Here is a 23,485-nt window from a genome sequence, read left to right on the forward strand (position 1 = left end):
TAAAGAATTTGAAAACTTGTTTTACGACTAGTTTAGTGTTTGGTAAAATTTGTAGTATAATACGAAATAAGTGATTAAATTTGTGGAAGGCTATGAAGGAAAGGGGTTTTTTCGAATGGATTTAATTTCTATTAGTGCATTAATCGCAGCAATTGCATTTGTGATCTTAGTAGTATTTATTAGTCGTACTTTATTCCGACTAGAAAGGGTATTTAGAGGTGTAGAGTCTACTATTGCTGAAACACAAAAAGATTTACATAATGTTTGTGTTGAAGCCGTTCAATTAGTACATACTTCGAATCATTTAGCAAATGAGGCTAAAATTTTTGTGAATAATTCGAATGAACTTACGAAAGATATGCGTGAACGAGCAAAATCCCTTGATGTATTAGCTAAATCAGTCGAAGAAGTCGGAGTTACAATCTCAGAAATGAATGAAAAAGTACGAGATACTGCTAATAATGTATCGAATACTGTAAAAGTTAGTACTGAAAAAATGTCCCAATTAGTAAATTGGGGAAATACAGCAATGGATTTATGGGAAAAGTACAAAACTAAGCGTGAGGGAAAAAAGAGAAATGGTAAATCGAATATCAACGATTCAACAGTTTGATGAACTAATTAACAACGAAGAGAAATTTGTGTTTTTAAAGCATAGTACAACATGCCCAATTAGTCATGCAGCTTATACTGAATTTTTAGCATTTGCATCTGCATATGAGAATGTACCATTGTATTTCCTACAAGTCCAAGATGACAGAGAATTGTCTAACTATATTGCTGAGAAAACGGCAATAAAACATGAATCTCCTCAATTATTTATTTTTGAAAATGGAGAAGCAGTTTATAATACTTCTCATTTTTCAATTAAGAAAGATTCAATTGAAAATGCTTTATTAAAAAAATAAAAAAACTGCACCTTAAATCGTAACTTAAGGTGCAGTTTTTTTATTCTACGTCAAAACCAGCAGCTTTCCACGCAGCAGTACCACCATCGATATATGCAACATCAGTGAATCCCATTTTTTTAAGTAAATATGCTCCTAAAGATGCTTGACCACCTGCGCCACATGTAACGAGAACAGGGCGATTTCGATCTGCTAATTTAGGCTCGCGTAAATGTTCAGGTAATTCTAAATCAGCACGGATTGGTAGCATTCCAAGTGAGATATTCAAACTGCTTGGTATTAATCCACATGCACCTGCATCAGCTGCGTCTTGAACATCAATTACTAATGTTTCAGGATTTGATTTAATTTTTTCACGAGCATCTGCTGAACTGATTCCTTGTACATTGTCACGTGCTTCTGCAACCATTTGTTTAAAAGTAATTGCCATTATTACTCCTCCAGTATAATGAAATTAGAAATCCCTAAATTTGGAAATCTCATCTATACAATACACCGAAAGTCTTATCCAATTCAAATTGATGGAGAAAATCATAAGATTTATAGGAAAAAAGTAATGAGAATTTATAATTAAAACAAGGGAAATGAAGTTACGTGCAGAAATTATTTATAGTTAAATTATTTTTACATATTAAAATCGAGCGTTGAAAGAAGGAGTAAATATGCCAGAAACATTTAAATTTAAGACATCAGATCAGCATTTGCATGCATCTTTTAGTAATGAATATGAACCAATTCAAATCATTCGTTCTGGTGATTCGATTGAATTTGATACGATTGATATCGGATGGGGTTATTCGAATCAAAATGGAGAAAGAGTAAGATTCGAGTCAAGGGAAAAGGAAGAAGAATGGGGTCATCCTATGATTGGTCCATTTTTTGTAGAAGGTGCTAAACCGGGTATGACACTTGAAGTTAAAATAAACGAATTAAAAGCTGGCTGGTACGGCTGGAATTGTGCAGGTGGTAAAAAGAATTGGCAAAATAACGCATTAGGTATTTCAGAAGAACTAGAAGTGACATTAAATTGGTTAATCAATGAAGAAAACAATACGGCGAAGACTAAAATTAGAGATAAGGAAGTTTCGGTACCATTAGTACCATTTTTAGGAGTTCTAGGTACAGCGCCTTCTGAATCAGGTGTACATTCGACCATACCACCGAGATATTGTGGGGGAAATATCGACTGTAAAGAGTTGGTAGAAGGTAGTACTTTGTATTTACCTATAGCCGTTGAAGGAGCACTTTTTTCTGCGGGTGATGGACACGCTGCACAAGGAGATGGGGAAGTATCTGGTCAAGCGATTGAATCTCCATTTGATAAAGTGAATCTAACTCTTACAGTAAGAGAAGACATGCAGATTAATATGCCACGAGCTAACACGCCGGTAGGGTGGCTTACTTTTGGCTTTGATGAAGACTTAAATAAAGCAACTAAAACAGCATTAAATGGCATGGTCGAATTAATTCAAGAGTTATATGCTATTGAAAAAACAGAAGCGGTTGCTTTAGCTAGTGTTTGTGTTGATTTGAGAATAACTCAAATTGTTAACCATATTAAGGGTGTCCATGCTGTTTTGCCTCATAATATTAATATCACTTCAATTTATTAAAATGAATAGATTTGAAAATTGGAGGTTAATGAAATGCCTTTTTGTACTTTAGATAATATTGACATAAACTATGAAATAATTGGAGAAGGAAAACCAATCGTTATGATTCATGGGTTTACTCCAGACTCCAGGTTAATGCAAGGTTGCATGGAACCGATTTTTACTAAGAAAAACGGTTATAAAAGGATTTACTTTGACCTTCCAGGTATGGGTAAAACTAAGGGCGGAACAAACATTAATACGACAGATGATATGCTGAATATCGTCTTAAAATTTATTGATATGATCATACCGAATCAATCATTTTTATTAGCCGGAGAATCTTACGGGGGATATTTAGCAAGAGGAATAATTGCTAATAGACCTGAAAAAGTCAAAGGCATTGCATTAATTTGCCCAATGATTATTCCAGAATTTGACAAAAGGTCGTTACCAAGCCATACCATAATAGTTGAAGATAAAAATTAAACGAACTTGAAAAAACTGATTTTCGTTCAAATAACGTAATTCTAGATGAGAAAACTTGGGTTCGCTATAAAGATGAAATTGTTAGCGGATGTTCAATCGCCGATCAGGAATTTTTATCTAAGATTAGGAATAACTACGGATTTTCATTTGAAATAGATAAAATTAAGTTTAATGAACCAAGTTTATTTTTATTAGGATTACAAGACTCGGTCGTAGGGTTTAAAGACGCATTTACTATTCTTGAAAAATTTCCAAGAGCAACATTTGCAATTTTAGACAAAGCTGGCCATAATCTTCAAATAGAACAAGTGAATCTCTTCAACTCGCTAATCAATGAATGGTTAGAAAGAGTATTAGAAATAGAAAAAGGACGTACTACTACTTAAGACCAAATAAAAAGAAGAGNNCTCTTCTTTTTATTTGGTCTCGCAACTATTCCCAATGAGAATACAAAATATTCACAAAAAAACATTTTTTTAAAATAATGCTCATGTTTTGATTAGCTTTCAATAAAGTGTCATAATAACAAATGAGATATTGGTATTTGCAAGGAGGATTTAAATTTGACTAAAAATGATTTAGAACAACTTAGAATTGAAATAGACGAGATTAATCATCAAATATTTGAGTTATTAAATAGAAGAGGCGAAATCGCAAAGAAAATTGGAATAGCAAAAATTGATCAAGGTGTTAAACGCTATGACCCAGTGAGGGAACGTAAGATGCTAGATCATATTGCCGAAATCAATGAAGGTCCTTTTAGTACGGCTACCCTCCAACATATTTTTAAAGAAATTTTTAAAAGTAGCCTAGAGCTTCAAGAAGAAGACGATAAAAAAGTTCTCCTTGTTTCAAGAAAAAGAAAATCAGAAAACACAATCGTAAATGTAAATGGTGTTAATATTGGTGATGGAAGCCCAATTATTATTGCTGGTCCATGTGCAGTCGAGAGCTATGAACAAGTTGATTCAGTAGCGAAAGTATTAAAGGAACAAGGAATAAAAATTATGCGTGGTGGTGCATTTAAACCACGTACTTCGCCTTATGACTTCCAAGGACTAGGTGAAGAGGGCTTAAAGATTTTAAAAGAAGTTGGCCAAAACCATGGGTTGGCAATTATTAGTGAAATAGTAAGCCCAGAACATATCGAAATGGCATTAGATTATGTTGATATCATTCAAATCGGCGCAAGAAATATGCAGAACTTTGAATTACTAAAAGCAGCAGGTTCTGTTAATAAACCAATTTTATTAAAACGAGGTTTATCAGCGACAATCGAAGAATTCATTTATGCAGCTGAATACATCATGTCAGAAGGCAATCAAGAAATTATTTTATGTGAACGTGGTATAAGAACTTATGAAAAAGCTACGAGAAATACATTAGATATAACAGCTGTTCCAATTTTAAAACAAGAAACACATTTACCAGTATTAGTAGATGTTACACATTCGACAGGTAGAAGAGACTTACTAATACCTGCAGCAAAAGCGGGACTAGCAATTGGAGCTGATGGTATTATGGCAGAGGTTCATCCAGATCCTGCAACTGCTTTAAGTGACTCATCTCAGCAAATGAATTTTGATCAATTTGACCAATTTATGTCTGAAGTTAATTCTTTTATAAATCGATAATCAACATAAAAGCGCTGGCTGAACAAAATCAGTTGGCGCTTTTTGAATAATTTGTGAACGTTTGTTTTAAATTAGCAATATATAGTGATAAACTACGAATAATTTACATTTTTTTCTAATAGGTGTATTGAACGAATATTCGTTTCACTATAAGATAGAATGAAGCACTATTTTTGTGGAATATTACGTTTTATGACTATTTTACCTAAATAAAAAACAAACTACATAATAGATAGAATAAAATAGAGGAGTGATGAATATGACGGTTACGATTTATGATGTAGCACGTGAGGCAAACGTTTCCATGGCTACAGTTTCACGAGTAGTTAATGGTAATCCAAATGTTAAACCTACTACACGAAAAAAAGTAAACGAAGCGATCAGCCGTTTAGGATATAGACCAAATGCAGTAGCAAGAGGACTAGCAAGTAAAAAAACAACTACAGTTGGTGTAATAATTCCAGATATTTCAAATACTTTTTATGCAGAACTAGCACGTGGTATTGAAGATATTGCAACAATGTATAAATACAATATTATCTTAAGTAACTCAGATGAGAATGTTGAGAAAGAAATAACATTAATAAATAATATGTTAGCAAAACAGGTTGACGGAATTTTATTTATTGGTGGAACAATTACGGATATTCATCAAGAAGAGTACGAAAAGGCTGGCGTTCCAATCGTATTAGCGACTACATATGATGAAGCTAATAAAATCCCTTCTGTAAATATCGACTATGCTCAGGCGGCATTTGATGCAGTAGATTATTTAATTAAAAAAGGTCACCAAAAGGTAGCATTCGTAAACGGACCTACTGAAACGAATATTATCGGATTAAGTAAGTTAGAAGGATATAAACGTGCTTTACAAGAAAATGGAATCGAATTCGATGAAGAGTTAGTAACTTATGGTGATAATACGTATGAATCAGGAAGTGAAGCTTTTGAAGCTTTCCATGAGCGTAATATTATTCCGACCGCGATTTTCGTAGCATCTGATGAAATGGCGATTGGCGTTATCCACAGTGCTCAAGACCACGGAATATTAGTACCGAATAATCTTGAGGTTTTTGGGTTTGATAATACAAGATTGGCATTAATGGTGCGTCCAAAATTATCATCTGTTGCTCAACCAATGTATGATATTGGTGCAGTTGCAATGAGATTATTAACGAAGTATATGAATAAAGAGACAGTGGAAGATCATACAGTCATTCTTCCGCATCATCTTCAAATTAGACAATCAACAAAGTAAATGATGAAAAGTAGCTTAGAATTTTAGTAATTCTAGGCTTTTTTGTTTTTATGGGGAACTTATTGGTGAAAGTAAATTTGGGTGGACCACAATTAAGTACTCAATAGGTGCAAATAAACTTGGGAGGTCCGTTAATGGTCTTAATTGGTTCAAATAAAAAGAGGGTGTCGTTGAATAAACGAAGGGGTGCAAATAAACATTGGAGAACCGCAAATAAAGTTTAAATAAGTGCAAATAAGAGGAGAATCGCAATTAAAATTGGTAAAAATGCAATTAAAATCTGAGTAATGCAATTAAAATTGGTAAATCTTAAAACGATCAGAATCGCAAATAAAATAATATATTACCTATACTGGGTGGGTATATAGAGCTAATTTTCTTCAATAGCAGCTCTTTTTTTAAGGGAAACTAGCAAGTTTGCTCTAAATCTATCTAAAAACGAACCAAATTTGAATTGGATTCTACTATTTCATGATCAAAAGTCTACCCAAATTAAAAAAGCCGTCGAGAATACCCCTCAGACGGCGTGTAGTATTTAAATAAAAGGCTTTTTTTGCTGAATGTGCAATGGCTCAAGTGACCGGTATAAGACTTGCTCGTTGTATTCCTCTATTTCCTTTTTTCTTGGAATAGGCTTTACGATAGATGGATTGTCTGTCCAGGTTGTAGGTAACTTAACATTAGCAATTTTCTGCCATTTTTCTAGCCAGTTGTCCGGTATTAAGTTAGAAGTTGGTTGTTGATTTGTCATAGCTAGCCATACTTGTGACCAAGCTCTTGGTACTACTCTCCAGTAATCGTATCCTCCACCAGCAACAGCAATCCATTTGCCATCGCAATATTTGTGAGCGATTTCGTGTGCGATTTTTGGGATTTCCTCGAATGTTTTCATTGTCGTACAAAGATGAGTTAATGGATCGTAACAATGCGAATCTGAGCCATTTTGGGTGAGAATTACATCTGGTTTGAAGTATTGGGCTATATCGTTTATTGCTTTTTTATAGCTTAATAGAAATGATTCATCCTCGGTGAATGCATCTATTGGAATGTTAAATGAGTATCCGAAACCTTTACCTTGTCCTCTTTCGGTTACCGCACCTGTACCGGGAAATAGGTATCTACCAGTTTCATGGATTGAGAGTGTACAAACAGTTGGGTCATCATAAAATGCCCACTGAACTCCGTCGCCATGGTGTGCGTCCGTATCTACATATAACACCTTTAAACCATATTTCTGTTGAATATATTTTATGGCGATTGCACAGTCATTATAAACACAAAAACCAGAGGCTTTTCGTTTAAAACCGTGATGTAGTCCACCACCTAAATTAAAAGCATGATTGGATTTTCCATCTAGAACAGCATCTACTGCCGTTAAGGTGCCACCAACAATTAAAGAACTGGCCTCGTGCATATTTTTAAAAATGGGTGTATCATCAGTTCCAAGTCCAAATTGTTCAGCGATATTTGCACTAACTGGTTCGCGGCTTGCTTTTTTTACTTGTTCGATAAATTGTAAATCATGAAAAAGGAGCAGCTCGTCATCTGTTGCTAATCTTGGTGGAATAATATCAGCATCATTTAATAGATTACTAGATTTTAATAGTTCATAAACTAATTGAGAGCGAATCGGATTAAATGGGTGTTTTTCGTTGAATTGATAGGCATGGTATTCTTCGCTATATACTAAGTATGCATCCTTTTTCATCATAATTCACTCGCTTCATTTGGCCAAAGAATTTTATATCCTTCAGTTTTTAAAGTTTGAATGATTGAAAGTGGATTCATCGTTTGAATTCTAAATACAAGAACCTTATGATCCACTTCTTTTGCAGGGTAAACAAGGACACTTACAATATTAATGTTTTCTTTTGAAAATACGTTAACAACGTCACTTAAAATGCCTGGATGATCATGGACTAAGATTTCTATTTGGGAGCTAGGTTGATAGGCTCCTGTTAACGTTACTAGAGTGTGTAATACATCAATTTCGGTCACAAGTCCTATTAATTTTCCGCTAGAAACAACAGGTAAACAGCCTATTTTATATTGATAGAAATAAGTTGCTACTTCTTCAACAAAGTCAATTGGACTGCAAGTAATGACATTAGTAGTCATAATTTTTTCAACAGGAACCTCAAGTACAGATGAAAATGCTTGTGGAAAAAGTGTTGAAGGTAAAGCATCGCGTACATCTCGATCAGAAATGATTCCAACCACTTGATCATCTTCATTAATGATTGGAATATGTCGTACATCACCAGTTCGAAAAATAGTTACTGCTTCACCGATTGTATTTTCTTTTTTAAAAGTAATGTTTGAACTGCGCATAATATCTTGAATAAGCATTATTTTGAATCCTACCTTTCGAGATTAAAGTTCAATTAGTACATATATCTTTGTAAAAAGCGTAGTGCGTCAAATGCTTGAATTTCTTCAGTTGTTACTCGTTTTCCCATTCTTACCATTAAACAGTTTGCTGGATGGGAACAGATTTCAGGATCATCAGTTGCAAATTGGATGAGTCCACCGGCATTCATCATTTTTTCCATCATTTTTCGATATTCCCATACATTTAAACCAGTACCTTTTAAATCCCAATGCCAATAATACTCTGTTGTGATAATAATATAGTCTTCCATTGCATCATCTAACATTGAGAGAATTAACATATTTTTAGCAACTGAAAAACCACGGAATTCAGGTATTACCTCAATTGCTCCAAGCTCGATTAAATTTTCTAGAGTTGTTTTTGACCATCTTTCAAGTGGGTCTGGATATAAATAAGTTACGTAACCTACTATTGTTTGATCAAGTCTAGCAATAATAATTCTAGCTTCAGGTAGACTAGCAATTTCAACAATTGCTTTATGTTGCTGTGCTGGTTGTCTAAAAGATGTTAAATTTTCATGAAAATGATATGTTTCAAGTAAGGCAGATTCGACTGGTCCCTCTATAATTAATTCACCATGCACAGTTTGGATTGTTTTTGAAAAATATTTTTTTGGGTGATCCAATATTTCTCACTCCCCTTAGAAAACACCTTTTTAATAATCATACTAAAAAATGCAGGAAAGACATACAGGAAAAAAAACAGTATGTGTCTAATACATATAAATGGTTAATTTATTAAAAATACTGAAAATTAAATCTTATCATTGTATAATGATAGTAGAGAATATCAAGGAGGGATTTATATGAAGGTGGAAGCGCTTCCGGTAAAAAATGGACAATTTAATTTAAAAAACTATGAGGAAACTTATAAAAATTTTAAGTGGGAAGATGTAGAAAAAGAGTTTTCTTGGTATACAACACAAAAGTATAATGTAGCTTTTGAAGCTATCGATCGTCATGCAAATTCTGATCGAAAAGATAAAGTTGCTTTGTATTACAAAGATGATAAGCGAAATGAAAAATATACATTTGAAGAAATGAAAATTAATTCAAATAAGGCTGCAAATGTTTTAAAACAATTCGGCGATGTTGAAAAAGGTGATCGAGTATTTATTTTCATGCCTCGTCAACCAGAATTGTATTTTGCACTTTTAGGAGCTTTAAAATTAGGTGCTATTGTTGGTCCTTTATTCGAGGCATTTATGGAAGGCGCTGTTAAGGATCGTTTAGAGGATAGTGAGGCAAAGGTATTAGTCACAACGCCAGCATTATTATCACGTGTTCCAGTTAATGATCTACCTGCGTTAAAAACAATCTTCCTTATAGGTGATGATGTTGAGGAAGGCGGTAAATTTGTAGATTTTAAAGCTCGTTATAAAGAGGCGAAAACAGATTTTGAGATTACATGGTTAAATCGTCATGATGGTTTAATTTTACATTATACTTCAGGGTCAACAGGAAAACCAAAAGGTGTTCTTCATGTTCAACAAGCGATGATTCAACACTATCAAACTGGTAAATGGGTGACGGATCTTCAAAAAGATGATGTATATTGGTGTACAGCAGATCCAGGTTGGGTAACTGGAACTTCTTACGGTATTTTTGGACCTTGGTTAAATGGTGCTTCTAACGTGATATTAGGAGGTCGTTTCAGTCCTGATGCTTGGTATGAAACAATTCAAGAATTTGGCGTAACGGTTTGGTATAGTGCTCCGACAGCATTCCGTATGCTAATGGGTTCAGGGGAAGACATTATTAAGAAGTATGATTTAAGTTCACTTCGACATATTTTAAGTGTTGGAGAGCCTTTAAATCCAGAGGTAGTTCGTTGGGGAGCAAAAGTATTTAATTTACGAATCCATGATAATTGGTGGATGACAGAAACTGGAGCTTCATTAATTTGTAACTATCCATGTATGCCAATTCGCCCAGGTTCAATGGGTAAACCATTCCCTGGAATCGAGGCAGCAATTGTTGATAATAACGGTAATGAAGTTGCTCCATATACGATGGGAAATCTAGCAATTAAAAAGGGTTGGCCATCGATGATGAACACAATTTGGAATAATGAACCAAAATTCCAATCATATTTCTTAAATGATGAGTGGTATGTTTCAGGTGATTCAGCTTATATGGATGAGGATGGATATTTCTGGTTCCAAGGTCGAGTAGACGATGTAATTATGACTTCTGGTGAGAGAGTAGGTCCATTTGAAGTAGAAAGTAAGCTTGTCGAGCATCCTGCAATTGCAGAAGCTGGTGTAATTGGTATACCAGATCCTGTAAGAGGTGAGATTATTAAGGCATTTGTTGCGCTAAGAGATGGTTATGTTGCTTCAGATGAATTGAAAGAAGAAATACGTAACTTTGTAAAATTAGGACTAGCAGCTCATGCAGCTCCTAGACAAATCGAATTCCGTGATAAATTACCAAAAACTCGAAGCGGAAAAATTATGCGAAGAGTATTAAAAGCATGGGAGTTAGACCTTCCAACTGGTGATTTATCAACGATGGAAGATTAATAACAAAAAACCATTGGGAAAAGATCCAATGGTTTTTTGTTGTTCTAAAATTTTCGATCGGAGCCACCACCGCCGGAGCTTCCTCCGCCACCGCCTCTTGGGCCACCGCTACCTGATGAGTTTAATAGTGCAGGTAATAAATTCAAAATGAAATAAGTAAGTACACCATTAAAGAACATCATATCAATGATGATAATTGCGATTACAATCGCAATGATAATGAATACTTTTAAAGTTGCCCATAAATTACTTGTCTTAGAATGACCAGTTTGTTCAGATCCATTTAAAATAACATTATATAGTGATTTATATGTGTTTGTTATTGCAAGGGATTCTTCACCTTTTTTCAAATATGGAATAGCACTCTGATCCAGAATGTTACCAGATCTAATATCTGTTACAACTCCTTCTAAACCATATCCTACTTCGATTCTTATTTGTCTATCTTTTTTAGCATATAACAAAAGTACACCATTATTTTTCTCTTTATTACCTAAACCATATTTTCGAAATGCTGTATTAGCATATTCTTTAATATCATTTCCTTCCAGACTTGGGATTGTTAATACCGCAAGTTGAGCAGAGGTAGTGTCCTCTAACTTTTTCCCTAATTGAATTAGAGTTTGTGTATCTTCTCTGTTAAGAACATTTGCATAATCTTGTACATAAATGTCTCCTACTTGAGAAGGTACTTTAATTTCAGCATTTGCTCCTGTAGCAAATGAAAAAAGAAATCCTATTAGGAATATTGATGAGAGAAATTTTCTCATTTATTACCATCGCCACTAAAGTCAACCTCAGGTGTAGCTTTATCTTTTTCAGATACTTCAAAGTAATCCTTCTTCTCGAATCCAAAAGGTCCAGCTACTAGTACACCCGGGAATTTTTTGATTTTTTGGTTGTATACAGTTACTGCATCATTATAATCTTTACGAGCAATAGCTAGTCGATTTTCAGTTCCTTCAAGGCTATCCATTAATGCTTGGAAATTTTGATTTGATTTTAAATCAGGATAGTTTTCTACTACTACTAATAGACGACTTAATGCTCCAGACAACTCTGCATCAGCTTTACTTTTATCAGCAGTCGTTTGAGCACCAGCTAATTTTGCGCGTGCATCTGTTACTGAAGCAATCACATCTTTCTCTTGTGTAGCATATCCTTTTACTGTATTTACTAAGTTTGGTATTAAATCTGAACGACGTTTTAGTTGGTTATCAACTTGTGACATTTTATTTGTTACATTTTCTTCCTGAGTCACAAAGCTATTATAGCTTCCTACACCCATAAAAATTAGAACGACTACAATAATTAAAGCAATCCATATTCCTTTATTCTTCAAGAAAAAACACTCCATTTCCAAAATATGTATTTTTAAAGATGTTAGTATTAATATTTAACCATATTATTTGATAGAAAGCATTTTTATTCAAATATTGAATGACAATTTAAATAAAATTAATAAAAATTTAATTATCTATTTGACTTAAACGTTTTATTTGTGATATAAATGTTTCATAACATTTTAATAGTGAGCGTTGAAAGGCTTAGTAGTGTGAATGGTATTGGATCAGAGAGCTAATGGTCGGTGAGAATTAGCACAGACATTGACATGAATTACACCCTGGAGCATTCTTTTTCGAAATTTGTTTAATGCAAATTAGGATTAGAACGGTTAACAACCGTTAATTGTATGAGAGGTAGCTAGATTTATTAGCTACAACTAGGGTGGTACCGCGATTATAATTATTCGTCCCTACTGTTTATCAGTAGGGACTTTTTATTTTGTTTAAACGACGTATAGAGCATAGAAGGGGTGGGCTAAAAATGGAAAATATCTTACAAGATTTAGAATTTCGTGGATTAATTAATCAAATGACAGATGAAGAAGGTCTACAAAAATTATTAAGCGAAGAATCTGTTTCATTATATTGTGGTTTTGACCCAACTGGTGATAGCTTACACATTGGTCACTTATTACCAGTGTTAATGTTAAAGAGATTTCAAGTTGCAGGACATAAACCAATTGGTTTAGTAGGTGGAGCAACTGGAATGATCGGTGACCCAAGTGGTAAGAAGGCAGAACGTACGTTAAATACTACTGAAACAGTAAAAATGTTCAGTGAACGAATTCGTACACAATTATTACCATTTTTAAACTTCGAAGGTGAAAATGCTGCTAAAGTAGTTAATAACTTTGATTGGACAGGCGAATTAGATGTTATTACATTCTTACGTGACATCGGTAAAAACTTCGGATTAAACTACATGCTTGCTAAAGATTCAGTTGCATCTCGATTAGAAGCAGGTATTTCATTTACTGAATTCAGTTACATGATTTTACAATCATATGATTTCTTAAAATTATACCAAGACCATAACTGTAAATTACAAATTGGTGGTAGTGACCAATGGGGTAATATTACAGCTGGTATGGAATTAATCCGTAAGACAGAAGAAGATTCTAAAGCTTTTGGTCTTACAGTACCTTTAGTAACAAAAGCTGATGGTTCTAAATTTGGTAAAACAGAAGGCGGAGCAGTTTGGTTAGACCCTGAAAAAACAACTCCATACGAATTCTACCAATTCTGGATTAATACAGATGACCGTGATGTAGTTAAATACTTGAAATACTTTACTTTCTTAACTAAAGAGGAAATTTTAGAGCTTGAGAAACAATTTAATGAAGCACCAGAACAACGTATTGCTCAAAAAGCATTAGCTGCTGAAGTAACAAAACTAGTTCACGGTGAAGAAGCTCTTGATCAAGCAATTAAAATTACAGAAGCACTATTTAGTGGATCTGTAAAAGAATTAACGGCTGCTGAAATCAAACAAGGTTTTAAAGACGTGCCTTCATTCAATTTAAGTGAAGCAGAAAAAGGATTAGTAGACTTACTAGTTGAAGCAAAAATTTCTCCATCAAAACGTCAAGCACGTGAAGATGTACAAAACGGTGCGGTTTATGTAAATGGAGATCGTATACAAGACGTTGCAACTGTGTTAACTAAACAAGATGCAATTGAAGAGCAATTTATTATTATCCGTCGTGGTAAGAAGAAATACCACTTGGTTACATTATAATATCGAACAAACAGTGAACGAAAAAGCAGTAGTTTGATTGGTAGTAGTTCAGAGAGCGAGTGGTTGGTGAAAACTCGTCTATGCAATCAAATGAATTACATTTCGGGAGTTTTCTTTTCGTAGTTAGTGGATCTAATGAAGGGAAGAACGTAAGTCTACGTTACAGATTCGAGTGATAAGGAATTTTTCTTATATAAGTATTTATTTCTTATAACTAGGGTGGTAACGCGATCGAGGTCGTCCCTATATTTTATAGGGGGGCCTCGATTTTTTATTGGCTTTTTTTGAAAGGGTGAAAATTATGGAGATATTTGCAACGAAAGATTGCCGAATATTGGCAAAACTTAATGAAGGTGTTCAAAACCTACATGCTGATTTATTTCCAGAGTTTTTTAAAATTCATAATCTGGCTGAAATAACTGAGTTTTTCAAGAGTGTAGTTGATAAACCAGAGCATCATTTTTTCGTTGTTAAAGATGTCGAAGAATTAGTCGGATATGCTTGGATTGAAATAAAACATATTCCTGAAGGACCGATAAAAAAGGCTTTCCGATTAGGGTATGTTCATCAGATAAGTATAAATGAAGAAAAAAGAAATAAGGGATACGGTTCATTCTTAATCCATAAAATTGCTTCATTTGCTAGTGAGAATAATCTTTTTAGAATTGAGCTAGATTACTGGATCGACAATAAAAATGCAAGAAGCTTTTATGAGAAACTTGGGTTCGTAAAGTTTCGTGAACACGTATATATGGATGTATAAATAAGGGAGAGTGTATAAAATGAAAAATATAGAATTAGGTGCGTTAATCGTACTGTTTGCAGCCATTATGTCTAGTTGTCTAGTTATATTAAAATCAGATCCACAAATTCCGCTTCTTTTATGTGTTGTTTGTTTAGCTGTGTTTGGATTATTTAAAGGATTTAAATGGGAACAGATTGAAAATGGGATGAAAAAGGGTATTCAAAATGGATTGTCACCTACATTAATCTTAATGATGATTGGTTTATTAATTGGTTCTTGGATGCTAAGTGGTACAGTACCAACTTTATTATTTTACGGAATTTCTGTTCTTTCAGCTAAATGGTTTGCAATCAGTGCAATTTTTATTACGATCATCGTTGCTAGTTTTACAGGTAGTACTTTTACGACAATTGCTACAGTTGGTGTAGCGTTAATGGGAATCGCTCATATTATGGGGATTCCACCAGCAATTGCAGCAGGTGCGATTATTAGTGGAGCGTGTTTTGGTGATAAAATGTCACCAATCTCAGATACAACGAATTTCGTTCCAAGTATTTTAGGAATAAAGGTTAATGAACATATTCGACACATGGCATATACAACAATTCCAGCATTAATTGTTACAGTTATTTTATTCTTAATCATCGGTATGGGTCATGGCAATACAGATATGGCGCAAGTTACAGAAATGAAAAAAGCAATTTCATCTAGCTTTGAAGTGAATCCGTTATTATTAATCCCATGTTTAATTGTTTTTATTATGGCATTTAGAGGTTTTTCAACTTTACCAACAATGTCTGCTGGTATTGTTAGTTCATTAGTTTTAGCATTTTTTATTCAAAAGGATATTACGCTTGCAAAAGTGTTTACAACATTACAAAATGGATTCCAAACGGATACAGGAAATGAAATGCTTAATTCGATTGTTAACCGTGGAGGATTACAATCGATGATGTGGTCTGTGTCATTAATATTTATTGCACTTGCTCTAGGCGGATTATTACAAGAGCTACGTGTATTCGAGACTTTAATACAATCATTATCTAATTTAAAACGTAAAGGGAATATTGTTATTGCAAGCACATTATCTGCAATGAGTGTAAATCTTTTAACAGGTGAACAATACTTATCAATTCTACTTCCTGGGCAATTATTAAAGGATGTATATATCAAAAAAAATATTCCACTTAAAAACTTATCACGTGCATTAGAAGATGGCGGAACACTTTTTAATCCAATCGTTCCTTGGAGTGTAAGTGGAGCATTTTTTGCTTCAACATTAGGAGTACCTGTTATTGATTACTTACCGTTTTCATTCGTACTATTTATTACACCTCTATTCAGTATGATAGCCGCTTTATTCGGTAAAGGAATAGAAGTTGAAAATAAAAGTGAAAGTTCAAGAAATGTCGCATAAACAAATTGTTTCTACGTAAACTAGTTTTTGTACGAACTGGTTAATGGAGGGAAAAAAATGAGTCATGCAGCAGGTGGTTCAAAGAAAAATCGTCCTAGTGATGCAAATCATGTAGATGCGAAAACGAAAGCACATCAAAAGAGACTTTCGAAGGATCAACATAATCCTATGGGCGATAAGTATCCTAGATAATTGAATAAATAATTTTGAATGAATCCCTTATACGGAAAGAAAGGATATTAGTTTCTTTTCGTATAGGGGATTTTTTATTTCACTGTAAAAGACAAGTCAAAATTTTTATGAGGAATAACGTTAAATATTTGTGGAATATTCCGAAATTTAGTGAAATCCACTTTATTATTCGATAAAATAAAAGTTAAAGTCATTTTATTTAAGGGGATAAAGGTAATGAGCTTTTTTAAAATTATTACATATACAGTTATCATTGGGATATTAAGTTATGTCTTCTGCATCGTTTTTATCGGTGTAAATAGCATTTTACAATATCAGCATAAAGTACCTAAAAATGCGGATTATGTTATTGTATTAGGTGCTGGTTTGAAAAAGGATAAGCCCACTAGAGCTTTACGCTATCGAATTGAAACAGCAGCGAAATATGCTAAGGAAAATAAAAGTGCAAAAATTATTGTTTCAGGTGGAAAAGGTCATGATGAATTGATATCAGAAGCTGAATGCATGAGGGTTGAATTAATCAAATTAGGAATTGAAGAGAATAGAATCGTTAAAGAAGATTTATCAACTAATACATACGAGAATATGAAATTCTCCAAAAAACTCATTCAAAACGATCAAGCTCAAGGAGTCGTTGTTTCAAATGATTATCATTTATTTAGATCTTTAAAATTGGCTAAAAAACAAGGGTTAAATGTAGTCGGTCTTCCTGCAAAAACACCAAAAGTAATCATACCGACAGCATACTTTAGAGAATGTTTATCTATTTTAAAAGCTATTTACTATAAACAAATGTAATAATCATAGGCAATCTATCATTTTTGTTAAAACTATTATTTAATTTGTACCAATGTCCATTTCATTTTTCTAAATGAAACATTTTATATTATATGGACTTGCTTGTCCAAATAATATGAAAGGAGTGACATTGATGGCAAAATTTTTATCTACTGGAGTATTAAGAAGACATTCTAGTACTCAGTTTTTAACAGTTGAAGCTCTTAATGTTGACCCGGATGACTCTCGTTCTGTGAGTGTTTTAATGTTTGACTGGTCAAGTGGTTTTCCGGTGATTCTTCCTATGGTTGACCCATCTACAGTAACAATTCCACCAAATCAATATAGAACATTTAGATCTTTCCAACTTCCAGCTACTTTATTTGCTTATGAAGTAAGAATTCTTCACCCGAAAGATCGTGATGTTGTAGTAAATGTATTTGGACTTAGTGATATTGCATTTGATCCACAAGAAGGTAATAATGCAATGCAGCATGACTTAGCGGTAGTGAAATTAAAATAATATAAAAGCTTATTTTAATACACCTCTCATTTCCGCATAAGTAGCCCTTCGAGTAATGTCGAGGGCTTTTTTTTATTTAAGCTTATCAAAAAATGAAGAAGAATAAACAAACTCCCTATCAAGTCTGGTAGGGAGTTTATGGCGTATGTATTATTAAGTTAATCTAGGTATAGGTATCATATTATTTATGATTCCTTTTTTGGTTCAAATTTTTATCTAAAACCAGAAAGTTAACTATGTTTGAACTATTTAATCACTGCATATGTAAAAGCAATTCCGACAGGTCTTTTATATTTACCGTCGGATTCTTTTTTGTCAGTTCCAATCCACGGATCATTCCATACTTCAAAATTATATATCGTTAAGTAATCTTTTGCTGTGATACGATAAGTTTTACGGCTGGAACACTTACTTCGTAGGAGTCAGAAATAGTATAGCTGCTTTTATAAGTAATACCTAATTCCTAATTCCCCAGCTATTGCTTTAATAGGTAAACCTGCTGTACCAGAAACTTCTATCTGTCTTGATTCAGTGATAGACATTGTTGCGGTACATTTACCTTTATAAGAACTCATACGAATAACTTCACCATTCCCATAGGTAGTATTTCCTTTTTTCACATATAACCCGTTACCCCATCTAGCTTTAATTGGAGTTGCAACTTCCTTGTTGAGATAACTGTCAATTTGGTCCTCTTTTATAACTACAGTGTATCCAAGAATATTTTCATCATCTAATGGATTAATGACACCTGACTTCTGGAGGTCGTTTAAAACATCTTCGTTTGACACATCTATTTGTAAGTCCCCAATTTCATTAACCCCTATTTCAACTCCAGGTTCATCTTTTGAAACTACAACATTCTGACCTATTTCAAAAGTATTTTTCTTTGCTAATTCCTCATTAACTTCTTTTAGTGAATCTAAATCTGTCAAAAGTTCAGTAGAAGGAGCATTCGAAACTTGTTCCTCTACTGTAAAATTTTTAATTTCTTCAGCTACAACATTCTCGGTCTTTTTGGATAAAAATGGATATGTAAATGTAAAAGCTAATACTAGAGAAAGAATAACGACTAAAGCTTTCTTCATATCAAACCTCCGAATTTATAGTATGTAAATATATTCACAAAGTAAGTATATAATAAATTTTGAGATTTGAGTGTGTCTAAAAAAAGTCTTTTTGTTTTAAAAATGGAACATTCCGAAGATAGATAGGGGATGTAGTTTTAATTTAATTTTCTTCAACGCTTTGTAAAGACAAAAGCCTATTATACTAAAAAAAATTGAATAAATAAAACTACATTAAAAACAATTTAGCCGATGTTTCCTAGAGTTTTATTGGATATATTATCCATTGATAACTTTACTATATTAGTAGAGTTAAGTGTTAGTCCTTATTTGAAATAAGATATTTCAAATAAGGACAGTCTATTTTGTTTATTATTAATGTGTTGTTACAGTGCTTTTTGAATATGATTCATTAAAACTCCAAGTAAAAAGGACCTTTCCAGTAATAGTGCTGGAATGGTCCTTTTTTCATTCGAATAGAATCGGATTATATAGTTTTAAAAGTGTCTGTCCACTAATTATACAATAAAATATCCCCCAAAAAACTCCCCCAATTTGTGGTGGTTAGTTGACTTTTGTTGTCAGAATATAAATATAAAAAAATCCCTAGAAATGTTGATATATCAACGTTTCTAGGGATTTTATAATGCTATTTACATAGCATTTTGATTAACGGTTGTAGAATTCAACGATAAGAGCTTCGTTGATTTCAGCTGGTAATTCAGAACGCTCTGGTAAGCGGTTGAAAGTACCTTCTAATTTGTCAGCGTTGAAAGTGATGTACTCAGGTACAAAGTTGTTAACTTCAACAGCTTCTTTAACTACAGCTAAGTTTTGTGATTTTTCACGTAAGCTGATAGTTTGGCCAATTTTCACACGGAAAGATGGGATGTCTACACGTTTGCCATCAACTAAGATGTGACCGTGGTTAACTAATTGACGAGCAGCACGACGAGTACGAGCAAGACCCATACGGTAAACTACGTTGTCTAAACGAGTTTCTAATAAGATCATGAAGTTTTCACCGTGTTTACCAGCTAATTTACCAGCGATATCAAAAGTGCGACGGAATTGGCGCTCATTAACACCAAACATGTGACGAAGCTTTTGCTTCTCTTGTAATTGTAAACCGTATTCTGATAATTTTTTACGTTGGTTAGGTCCGTGTTGACCTGGTGCGTAAGGGCGTTTTTCTAATTCTTTACCTGTTCCGCTTAATGAAATGCCTAAACGGCGAGATAATTTCCAAGTAGATCCTGTATAACGAGACATTGATTGTCTCCTCCTTTTAGTTTTTATTTTGGAGTAAAATAAAAACGTTCGTGTAGCCCCAGTTTGTTTATTTTGCTTTCATGTATCCTCGCTCCAGCAGCCAGAGTTACGCGATGACACCTCTTAAATAGTAGAGGAACAAAATAAATATCAAGCCTGTGCTTACAACGCTGCGTTATTTTACACAAAAAATATTATAACCAGATAGTATAAAATAGTCAAGGGCAGTTCTGTTTTTAGTTTTTATAAAAAGAAGAAAAAAGAAATCTAATAAAGGATTCCTTTTGAAATCAAATTTTCTTATCTAATTGTTTCTTCAATTAAATTTACGATTGCTTGAAGGTATTTTTGATCCGTTTCATCAAAACGATTGAATTCCGGACTATCGATATCTAATACTCCAATTACTTCATCGTTATGCATTAAAGGAATAACGATTTCTGAATTTGATGCAGCATCACAAGCGATGTGGCCAGGGAAGTCGTGAACATTATCGATTCTTTGAACTGTTTTTGTTTGAGCAGATGTACCGCAAACTCCCTTACCGTATGGTATACGCACACACGCAGGAAGACCTACAAATGGGCCTAAAACTAATTCATTGCGATCTCCATCTTTTAAATAAAATCCAACCCAATTTATTTGGTGTAAAAACTGATTTAATAAGGCAGATGTATTTGCTAAATTAGCAATTAGGTTATGTTCACCATCTATTAAAGCTTTAACTTGAGCTGTTAAAGTATTATATTGTTGTTCTTTTGTACCTGAATATTCGACTTTTTGAAACATTTGTAGACCCCTTTCCCTATTTCATGTGAAATATCATAGCATATTTCGAAAGAATACTGGTAATTTTGTCGACCGATTTGTAGAGGGAATTATCAGTATTTCGCTAATTAATAAAAGAATTGATGTTGTAAAAGAGGGTGACGAGTATGGAGCAAGATAAACTTGCAACAAAGAAGAAAGTCATCGAGACAGCGCTTACGTTATTTAAAATTAATGGATACCATGGTACTTCAGTAAGGGATATTTCTAAAAAAGCAAATGTAAATATTGCGACGATTTCATATTATTTTAAAGGTAAACAAGGTTTACTTGAACATATCATAGTAGATTTTTTAGAAGGATACGTTGAAATTTTAGATAAACACTGTTTGCCATTGTATGATAAAAATGCAAATTTAATTTTAATGAACCTTGTTGGTGAAGTACTTAATTATTACTTTTTAAAAAAGGAATATGCTTCGATTTTTTACAGAGAGCTGACAATCGACTCTGTCTTTATTCGTGAAATTATGATGACCTATTTAGCAAGAGAACGTTATACTTTTACTCAAATTTATGATGCTATTCGTGTGTCTAATGCGAAACTAACAATGCCATTTTCAGTCTTTTTCGTCCAATTAAAATCCTTCCTTTCAACACCGTACTTATTTCCAGGCTATTTAAATGAAGTATTGTATATACAGCAAAATGATAAGTATTTTTTTGAAAGATATAAAGAGTATGTAGAGAAGTGGATCGAATCACTATTCGATATGGATGAGAGACTAGTTAGTCGAGTAGAACTTTCATCCTAAAAGTTCGCCTTTTTCATTGTGAAAATCACAATGAAAAGGCGTTTTTCGTTGTTTGAAAATCTGAAATTTCTACAAGCTTTTACAGTATTTATTATAGTTTGATAAAAATATGAAAAAATTGAAAAAATTAAGCCAAAAATCAACTTTATCATGTTATTATTAACTATGACCTAAATAAAGAGCGATTTATTATTTCAAAAAATAACGTACAAATAAATAGATTCAGATAGCAGTAAAAGGAGGTACATCAGGGAAAATGACAATGACATTCTATGTAATTTTAGTCGTAATAGCTATTGTTATCGCATTAATGATTGTAGCCTTAACAATTCGACAACGTTTATTCAAAAAACTCGATGAACTTGAAGCGTGGAGAATGCAGTTAATGAGTAAGCCTGTTACGGATGAACTTTCAAAGCTAAAGGCCTTAAATATGACCGGCCAAACGGAAGAGCTTTTTGATAAATGGAGAACCGATTGGGATGAACTAGTTACAACTTTTTTACCGAAAGTAACTGATTCCATCTCAGTAATAGATGAGGCAATCAATAAATATCATTTCATGAAAGCTAAAGCAGGGATTAGTGAAATTGAGGAAAGCCTAACTGAAGCAGAATCAAGCATCGAAAAAATTCTAAATGAGGTAAGTGACCTAGTAGGTAGTGAAGAACAAAATAATTCGGATATTGAAATGTTAAACCAAGAGTATCTTGAGCAAAGAAAGCTTTTATTAACTCATCGTCATCTATATTCAATTTCTGAAACTCAGTTGGAACAAAAAATGGATGATATTAAGCAACAAATCCAATTATTTAATGAAACAACTGAAAAAGGAAACTATTTAGAAGCAAGAGGCTTAGTAAAGGAAATTGCTGATCAAGTACATATACTGAAAACAAATATGCAAATCATACCGGATATATATATTGAATCTTCTACTACAATGCCCTCTCAAATACATAATTTAACTGATGGTTTAAAGCAAATGAAAGCAGAAGGATATGCGCTTGATTTTGAAGCATTAGAAAATGAAACAATCGATTGTTCTAAAATATGTATCGACTGTGTCGAATTAATTAAGAAACTAGAAATCACAGAAGCCAATGACAAGCTTGAATTTGTGAAAGCAAAAGTCGATTCAATCTATGATTTATTAGAAAAAGAAGTAGAGAGTAAATTTGTAGTAGAAAAAGAAATATGGACTTCCCAAGAAGAAATTCAAAGGATTCGTGAAGATAATTTAAAAACAAAAGAAGAAACTCAATTAGTTCAGCAAATTTATGAATTAAGTGATGAAGATACTCAAGCTCAAAAAATGGTTGAAAAGCAAGTAAGTATCATTACAAAACGCTTTGAATTATTGCAGATTCGTGTAGCAGAACAAGACCTTGCTTTTTCTGTAATAAGAGAAGAATTAGATTTACTAAAAAAGCAAATGGAAGATGTTAAAGAATCTCATTTGATGTATGTTGAAATGCTAAAAGCACTTCGAAAAGATGAATTACAAGCTCGTGATCAATTAATTGAAATGAAACGATTAATGTTAGAGGTCAAACGTCTTGTTCAAATTTCTAATTTACCTGGTATGCCAGTTTCTTCTATGAAACAAATACAAGATGCTCAAGAAAATATGCAAATTGTTTATTTGGAATTAGAGAAAAAGCCATTAAAAATGACGCATGTATCATTTTTACTAGAAAAAGCAGCAACAGTTGTAAATGATTGCTATAATAATACGAAATATATGATTGAACAAGGATATTTCGTAGAAAAAGTGATACAATATGGAAATCGCTATAGAAGTAATAATGTACAAATGGCAACGTCAATGGACAAGGCAGAGCAATTATTTAGAGAATTTCAATATAACGAAGCTCTAGAAGAAGCTGCCGTTTCAATTGAAAAAATTGAACCTGGTGCAATCGATAAATTACAAGAAATACTAAATGAACAAAAGTACACACTACCCCTATAGATGTAAATCTTAGGGGTTTCGTCTGTTTTCAGATATAATGAAAAATGGACTCA

General features: G+C 33.2%; 24 protein-coding genes and 2 other annotated features. Of the genes, 15 read left to right on the forward strand and 9 right to left on the reverse strand.

Going from position 1 to position 23,485, the window contains the following annotated elements; all coding sequences use genetic code 11:
• Window positions 1-115: 115 nt before the first annotated feature.
• Together COI44_RS02635 and ytxJ are read left to right on the forward strand one after the other, a co-directional pair.
• On the forward strand, window positions 116-613 hold the full coding sequence (locus COI44_RS02635; RefSeq protein WP_098426526.1) for a DUF948 domain-containing protein: 498 nt from the start codon (window positions 116-118) through the stop codon (window positions 611-613).
• Window positions 579-908: a bacillithiol system redox-active protein YtxJ gene (gene ytxJ, locus COI44_RS02640; RefSeq protein ID WP_098426527.1), complete on the forward strand. Its 330-nt coding sequence runs from the start codon at window positions 579-581 to the stop codon at window positions 906-908. The genes COI44_RS02635 and ytxJ overlap by 35 nt, the downstream gene beginning before the upstream one ends.
• Before the next feature lie 40 nt (window positions 909-948).
• On the opposite strand, the gene COI44_RS02645 is transcribed toward ytxJ, so the two are convergent.
• Entirely contained in the window at window positions 949-1,338 is a 390-nt protein-coding gene (locus COI44_RS02645) for a rhodanese-like domain-containing protein (protein WP_098426528.1), read from the reverse strand.
• A gap of 232 nt (window positions 1,339-1,570) precedes the next feature.
• Between COI44_RS02645 and COI44_RS02650 the strand changes: the two genes are divergently transcribed.
• The 4 genes from COI44_RS02650 to ccpA all read left to right on the forward strand — a co-directional run bounded on the left by COI44_RS02650 (window position 1,571) and on the right by ccpA (window position 5,881).
• Window positions 1,571-2,521: an acetamidase/formamidase family protein gene (locus COI44_RS02650; RefSeq protein ID WP_098426529.1), complete on the forward strand. Its 951-nt coding sequence runs from the start codon at window positions 1,571-1,573 to the stop codon at window positions 2,519-2,521.
• A 33-nt stretch (window positions 2,522-2,554) separates the two neighbouring features.
• A complete protein-coding gene (locus tag COI44_RS24800) occupies window positions 2,555-2,989 on the forward strand; it encodes an alpha/beta fold hydrolase (protein ID WP_353616002.1) in 435 nt (144 codons plus the stop codon).
• Between the two features lie 563 nt (window positions 2,990-3,552).
• Window positions 3,553-4,623 (forward strand): bifunctional 3-deoxy-7-phosphoheptulonate synthase/chorismate mutase, encoded by a 1,071-nt coding sequence (locus tag COI44_RS02660; RefSeq protein ID WP_098426530.1) that lies wholly within the window; start codon window positions 3,553-3,555, stop codon window positions 4,621-4,623.
• 259 nt (window positions 4,624-4,882) lie between these two features.
• The gene (gene ccpA, locus COI44_RS02665; protein ID WP_098426531.1) at window positions 4,883-5,881 is read left to right on the forward strand and encodes a catabolite control protein A; all 999 of its coding nucleotides are present in this window, start codon (window positions 4,883-4,885) and stop codon (window positions 5,879-5,881) included.
• 535 nt (window positions 5,882-6,416) lie between these two features.
• Here ccpA and COI44_RS02670 read toward each other — a convergent pair.
• The 3 genes from COI44_RS02670 to COI44_RS02680 are packed head-to-tail and all read right to left on the reverse strand — an operon-like array spanning window position 6,417 to window position 8,898.
• Complete coding sequence (locus COI44_RS02670; RefSeq protein ID WP_098426532.1) at window positions 6,417-7,589, reverse strand: acetoin utilization protein AcuC; 1,173 nt, start codon at window positions 7,587-7,589, stop codon at window positions 6,417-6,419.
• Complete coding sequence (locus tag COI44_RS02675) at window positions 7,589-8,230, reverse strand: acetoin utilization AcuB family protein (protein WP_098426533.1); 642 nt, start codon at window positions 8,228-8,230, stop codon at window positions 7,589-7,591. The genes COI44_RS02670 and COI44_RS02675 overlap by 1 nt, the downstream gene beginning before the upstream one ends.
• 35 nt (window positions 8,231-8,265) lie before the next feature.
• Window positions 8,266-8,898, reverse strand: a complete 633-nt coding sequence (locus tag COI44_RS02680; RefSeq protein ID WP_091023612.1) for a GNAT family N-acetyltransferase — start codon at window positions 8,896-8,898, stop codon at window positions 8,266-8,268.
• 180 nt (window positions 8,899-9,078) lie between these two features.
• Here COI44_RS02680 and acsA point away from each other — a divergent pair, with 180 nt between their 5' ends.
• The gene (acsA, locus tag COI44_RS02685) at window positions 9,079-10,797 is read left to right on the forward strand and encodes an acetate--CoA ligase (protein WP_098426534.1); all 1,719 of its coding nucleotides are present in this window, start codon (window positions 9,079-9,081) and stop codon (window positions 10,795-10,797) included.
• A gap of 44 nt (window positions 10,798-10,841) precedes the next feature.
• On the opposite strand, the gene COI44_RS02690 is transcribed toward acsA, so the two are convergent.
• Both COI44_RS02690 and COI44_RS02695 read right to left on the reverse strand, forming a co-directional pair.
• Window positions 10,842-11,567: a TPM domain-containing protein gene (locus tag COI44_RS02690; RefSeq protein ID WP_098426535.1), complete on the reverse strand. Its 726-nt coding sequence runs from the start codon at window positions 11,565-11,567 to the stop codon at window positions 10,842-10,844.
• Entirely contained in the window at window positions 11,564-12,139 is a 576-nt protein-coding gene (locus tag COI44_RS02695; RefSeq protein ID WP_069034636.1) for a LemA family protein, read from the reverse strand. The genes COI44_RS02690 and COI44_RS02695 overlap by 4 nt, the downstream gene beginning before the upstream one ends.
• A 187-nt stretch (window positions 12,140-12,326) precedes the next feature.
• Window positions 12,327-12,558 (forward strand) — a binding site (T-box leader).
• A 66-nt stretch (window positions 12,559-12,624) separates the two neighbouring features.
• On the opposite strand from COI44_RS02695, the gene tyrS reads away from it, so the two are divergent.
• From tyrS to COI44_RS02725, 6 genes are all read left to right on the forward strand, one after another.
• Window positions 12,625-13,881, forward strand: coding sequence for a tyrosine--tRNA ligase (gene tyrS, locus COI44_RS02700; RefSeq protein ID WP_098426536.1), 1,257 nt, complete (start codon window positions 12,625-12,627; stop codon window positions 13,879-13,881).
• Window positions 13,882-13,885: 4 nt separating this feature from the next.
• Window positions 13,886-14,129, forward strand: a binding site (T-box leader).
• A 53-nt stretch (window positions 14,130-14,182) separates the two neighbouring features.
• Window positions 14,183-14,644, forward strand: a complete 462-nt coding sequence (locus COI44_RS02705) for a GNAT family N-acetyltransferase (protein ID WP_142329211.1) — start codon at window positions 14,183-14,185, stop codon at window positions 14,642-14,644.
• Window positions 14,645-14,663: 19 nt separating this feature from the next.
• Window positions 14,664-16,043, forward strand: a complete 1,380-nt coding sequence (nhaC, locus tag COI44_RS02710) for a Na+/H+ antiporter NhaC (protein ID WP_098426538.1) — start codon at window positions 14,664-14,666, stop codon at window positions 16,041-16,043.
• A gap of 57 nt (window positions 16,044-16,100) precedes the next feature.
• Window positions 16,101-16,235 carry a hypothetical protein gene (locus tag COI44_RS24440; protein WP_097979132.1) on the forward strand — a complete coding sequence of 45 codons (135 nt, stop codon included), beginning with the start codon at window positions 16,101-16,103 and terminating at the stop codon, window positions 16,233-16,235.
• Between the two features lie 216 nt (window positions 16,236-16,451).
• A complete protein-coding gene (locus COI44_RS02720) occupies window positions 16,452-17,033 on the forward strand; it encodes a YdcF family protein (RefSeq protein WP_098426539.1) in 582 nt (193 codons plus the stop codon).
• 133 nt (window positions 17,034-17,166) lie between these two features.
• Window positions 17,167-17,535 carry a hypothetical protein gene (locus COI44_RS02725; RefSeq protein WP_286163722.1) on the forward strand — a complete coding sequence of 123 codons (369 nt, stop codon included), beginning with the start codon at window positions 17,167-17,169 and terminating at the stop codon, window positions 17,533-17,535.
• Between the two features lie 443 nt (window positions 17,536-17,978).
• On the opposite strand, the gene COI44_RS02730 is transcribed toward COI44_RS02725, so the two are convergent.
• The 3 genes from COI44_RS02730 to COI44_RS02740 all read right to left on the reverse strand — a co-directional run bounded on the left by COI44_RS02730 (window position 17,979) and on the right by COI44_RS02740 (window position 20,663).
• On the reverse strand, window positions 17,979-18,623 hold the full coding sequence (locus COI44_RS02730; protein ID WP_098426541.1) for a hypothetical protein: 645 nt from the start codon (window positions 18,621-18,623) through the stop codon (window positions 17,979-17,981).
• 648 nt (window positions 18,624-19,271) lie between these two features.
• Window positions 19,272-19,874: a 30S ribosomal protein S4 gene (gene rpsD / locus COI44_RS02735; RefSeq protein ID WP_097979126.1), complete on the reverse strand. Its 603-nt coding sequence runs from the start codon at window positions 19,872-19,874 to the stop codon at window positions 19,272-19,274.
• A 300-nt stretch (window positions 19,875-20,174) separates the two neighbouring features.
• Window positions 20,175-20,663, reverse strand: a complete 489-nt coding sequence (locus COI44_RS02740) for a GAF domain-containing protein (protein WP_098426542.1) — start codon at window positions 20,661-20,663, stop codon at window positions 20,175-20,177.
• 146 nt (window positions 20,664-20,809) lie between these two features.
• Between COI44_RS02740 and refZ the strand changes: the two genes are divergently transcribed.
• Window positions 20,810-21,457, forward strand: a complete 648-nt coding sequence (refZ, locus tag COI44_RS02745) for a forespore capture DNA-binding protein RefZ (RefSeq protein ID WP_098426543.1) — start codon at window positions 20,810-20,812, stop codon at window positions 21,455-21,457.
• Between the two features lie 256 nt (window positions 21,458-21,713).
• Window positions 21,714-23,432, forward strand: a complete 1,719-nt coding sequence (gene ezrA / locus COI44_RS02750; protein WP_098426544.1) for a septation ring formation regulator EzrA — start codon at window positions 21,714-21,716, stop codon at window positions 23,430-23,432.
• The last annotated feature ends 53 nt before the right edge of the window (window positions 23,433-23,485 follow it).

The organism is Bacillus sp. AFS088145, assembly GCF_002564465.1.
In the GTDB taxonomy this organism is placed as follows: Bacteria; Bacillota; Bacilli; order Bacillales; family Bacillaceae_G; genus Gottfriedia.

Excerpts from the sequence above, each read along its gene's own strand:
- COI44_RS02635 (WP_098426526.1), top strand. The coding sequence starts at position 116 with ATGGATTTAATTTCTATTAGTGCATTAATCGCAGCAATTGCATTTGTG.
- ytxJ (WP_098426527.1), top strand. The coding sequence starts at position 579 with ATGGTAAATCGAATATCAACGATTCAACAGTTTGATGAACTAATTAAC.
- COI44_RS02645 (WP_098426528.1), bottom strand. The coding sequence starts at position 1,338 with ATGGCAATTACTTTTAAACAAATGGTTGCAGAAGCACGTGACAATGTA.
- COI44_RS02650 (WP_098426529.1), top strand. The coding sequence starts at position 1,571 with ATGCCAGAAACATTTAAATTTAAGACATCAGATCAGCATTTGCATGCA.
- COI44_RS24800 (WP_353616002.1), top strand. The coding sequence starts at position 2,555 with ATGCCTTTTTGTACTTTAGATAATATTGACATAAACTATGAAATAATT.
- ccpA (WP_098426531.1), top strand. The coding sequence starts at position 4,883 with ATGACGGTTACGATTTATGATGTAGCACGTGAGGCAAACGTTTCCATG.
- COI44_RS02670 (WP_098426532.1), bottom strand. The coding sequence starts at position 7,589 with ATGAAAAAGGATGCATACTTAGTATATAGCGAAGAATACCATGCCTAT.
- COI44_RS02675 (WP_098426533.1), bottom strand. The coding sequence starts at position 8,230 with ATGCTTATTCAAGATATTATGCGCAGTTCAAACATTACTTTTAAAAAA.
- acsA (WP_098426534.1), top strand. The coding sequence starts at position 9,079 with ATGAAGGTGGAAGCGCTTCCGGTAAAAAATGGACAATTTAATTTAAAA.
- COI44_RS02690 (WP_098426535.1), bottom strand. The coding sequence starts at position 11,567 with ATGAGAAAATTTCTCTCATCAATATTCCTAATAGGATTTCTTTTTTCA.
- tyrS (WP_098426536.1), top strand. The coding sequence starts at position 12,625 with ATGGAAAATATCTTACAAGATTTAGAATTTCGTGGATTAATTAATCAA.
- COI44_RS02705 (WP_142329211.1), top strand. The coding sequence starts at position 14,183 with ATGGAGATATTTGCAACGAAAGATTGCCGAATATTGGCAAAACTTAAT.
- nhaC (WP_098426538.1), top strand. The coding sequence starts at position 14,664 with ATGAAAAATATAGAATTAGGTGCGTTAATCGTACTGTTTGCAGCCATT.
- COI44_RS24440 (WP_097979132.1), top strand. The coding sequence starts at position 16,101 with ATGAGTCATGCAGCAGGTGGTTCAAAGAAAAATCGTCCTAGTGATGCA.
- COI44_RS02720 (WP_098426539.1), top strand. The coding sequence starts at position 16,452 with ATGAGCTTTTTTAAAATTATTACATATACAGTTATCATTGGGATATTA.
- COI44_RS02725 (WP_286163722.1), top strand. The coding sequence starts at position 17,167 with ATGGCAAAATTTTTATCTACTGGAGTATTAAGAAGACATTCTAGTACT.
- COI44_RS02730 (WP_098426541.1), bottom strand. The coding sequence starts at position 18,623 with ATGAAGAAAGCTTTAGTCGTTATTCTTTCTCTAGTATTAGCTTTTACA.
- rpsD (WP_097979126.1), bottom strand. The coding sequence starts at position 19,874 with ATGTCTCGTTATACAGGATCTACTTGGAAATTATCTCGCCGTTTAGGC.
- COI44_RS02740 (WP_098426542.1), bottom strand. The coding sequence starts at position 20,663 with ATGTTTCAAAAAGTCGAATATTCAGGTACAAAAGAACAACAATATAAT.
- refZ (WP_098426543.1), top strand. The coding sequence starts at position 20,810 with ATGGAGCAAGATAAACTTGCAACAAAGAAGAAAGTCATCGAGACAGCG.
- ezrA (WP_098426544.1), top strand. The coding sequence starts at position 21,714 with ATGACAATGACATTCTATGTAATTTTAGTCGTAATAGCTATTGTTATC.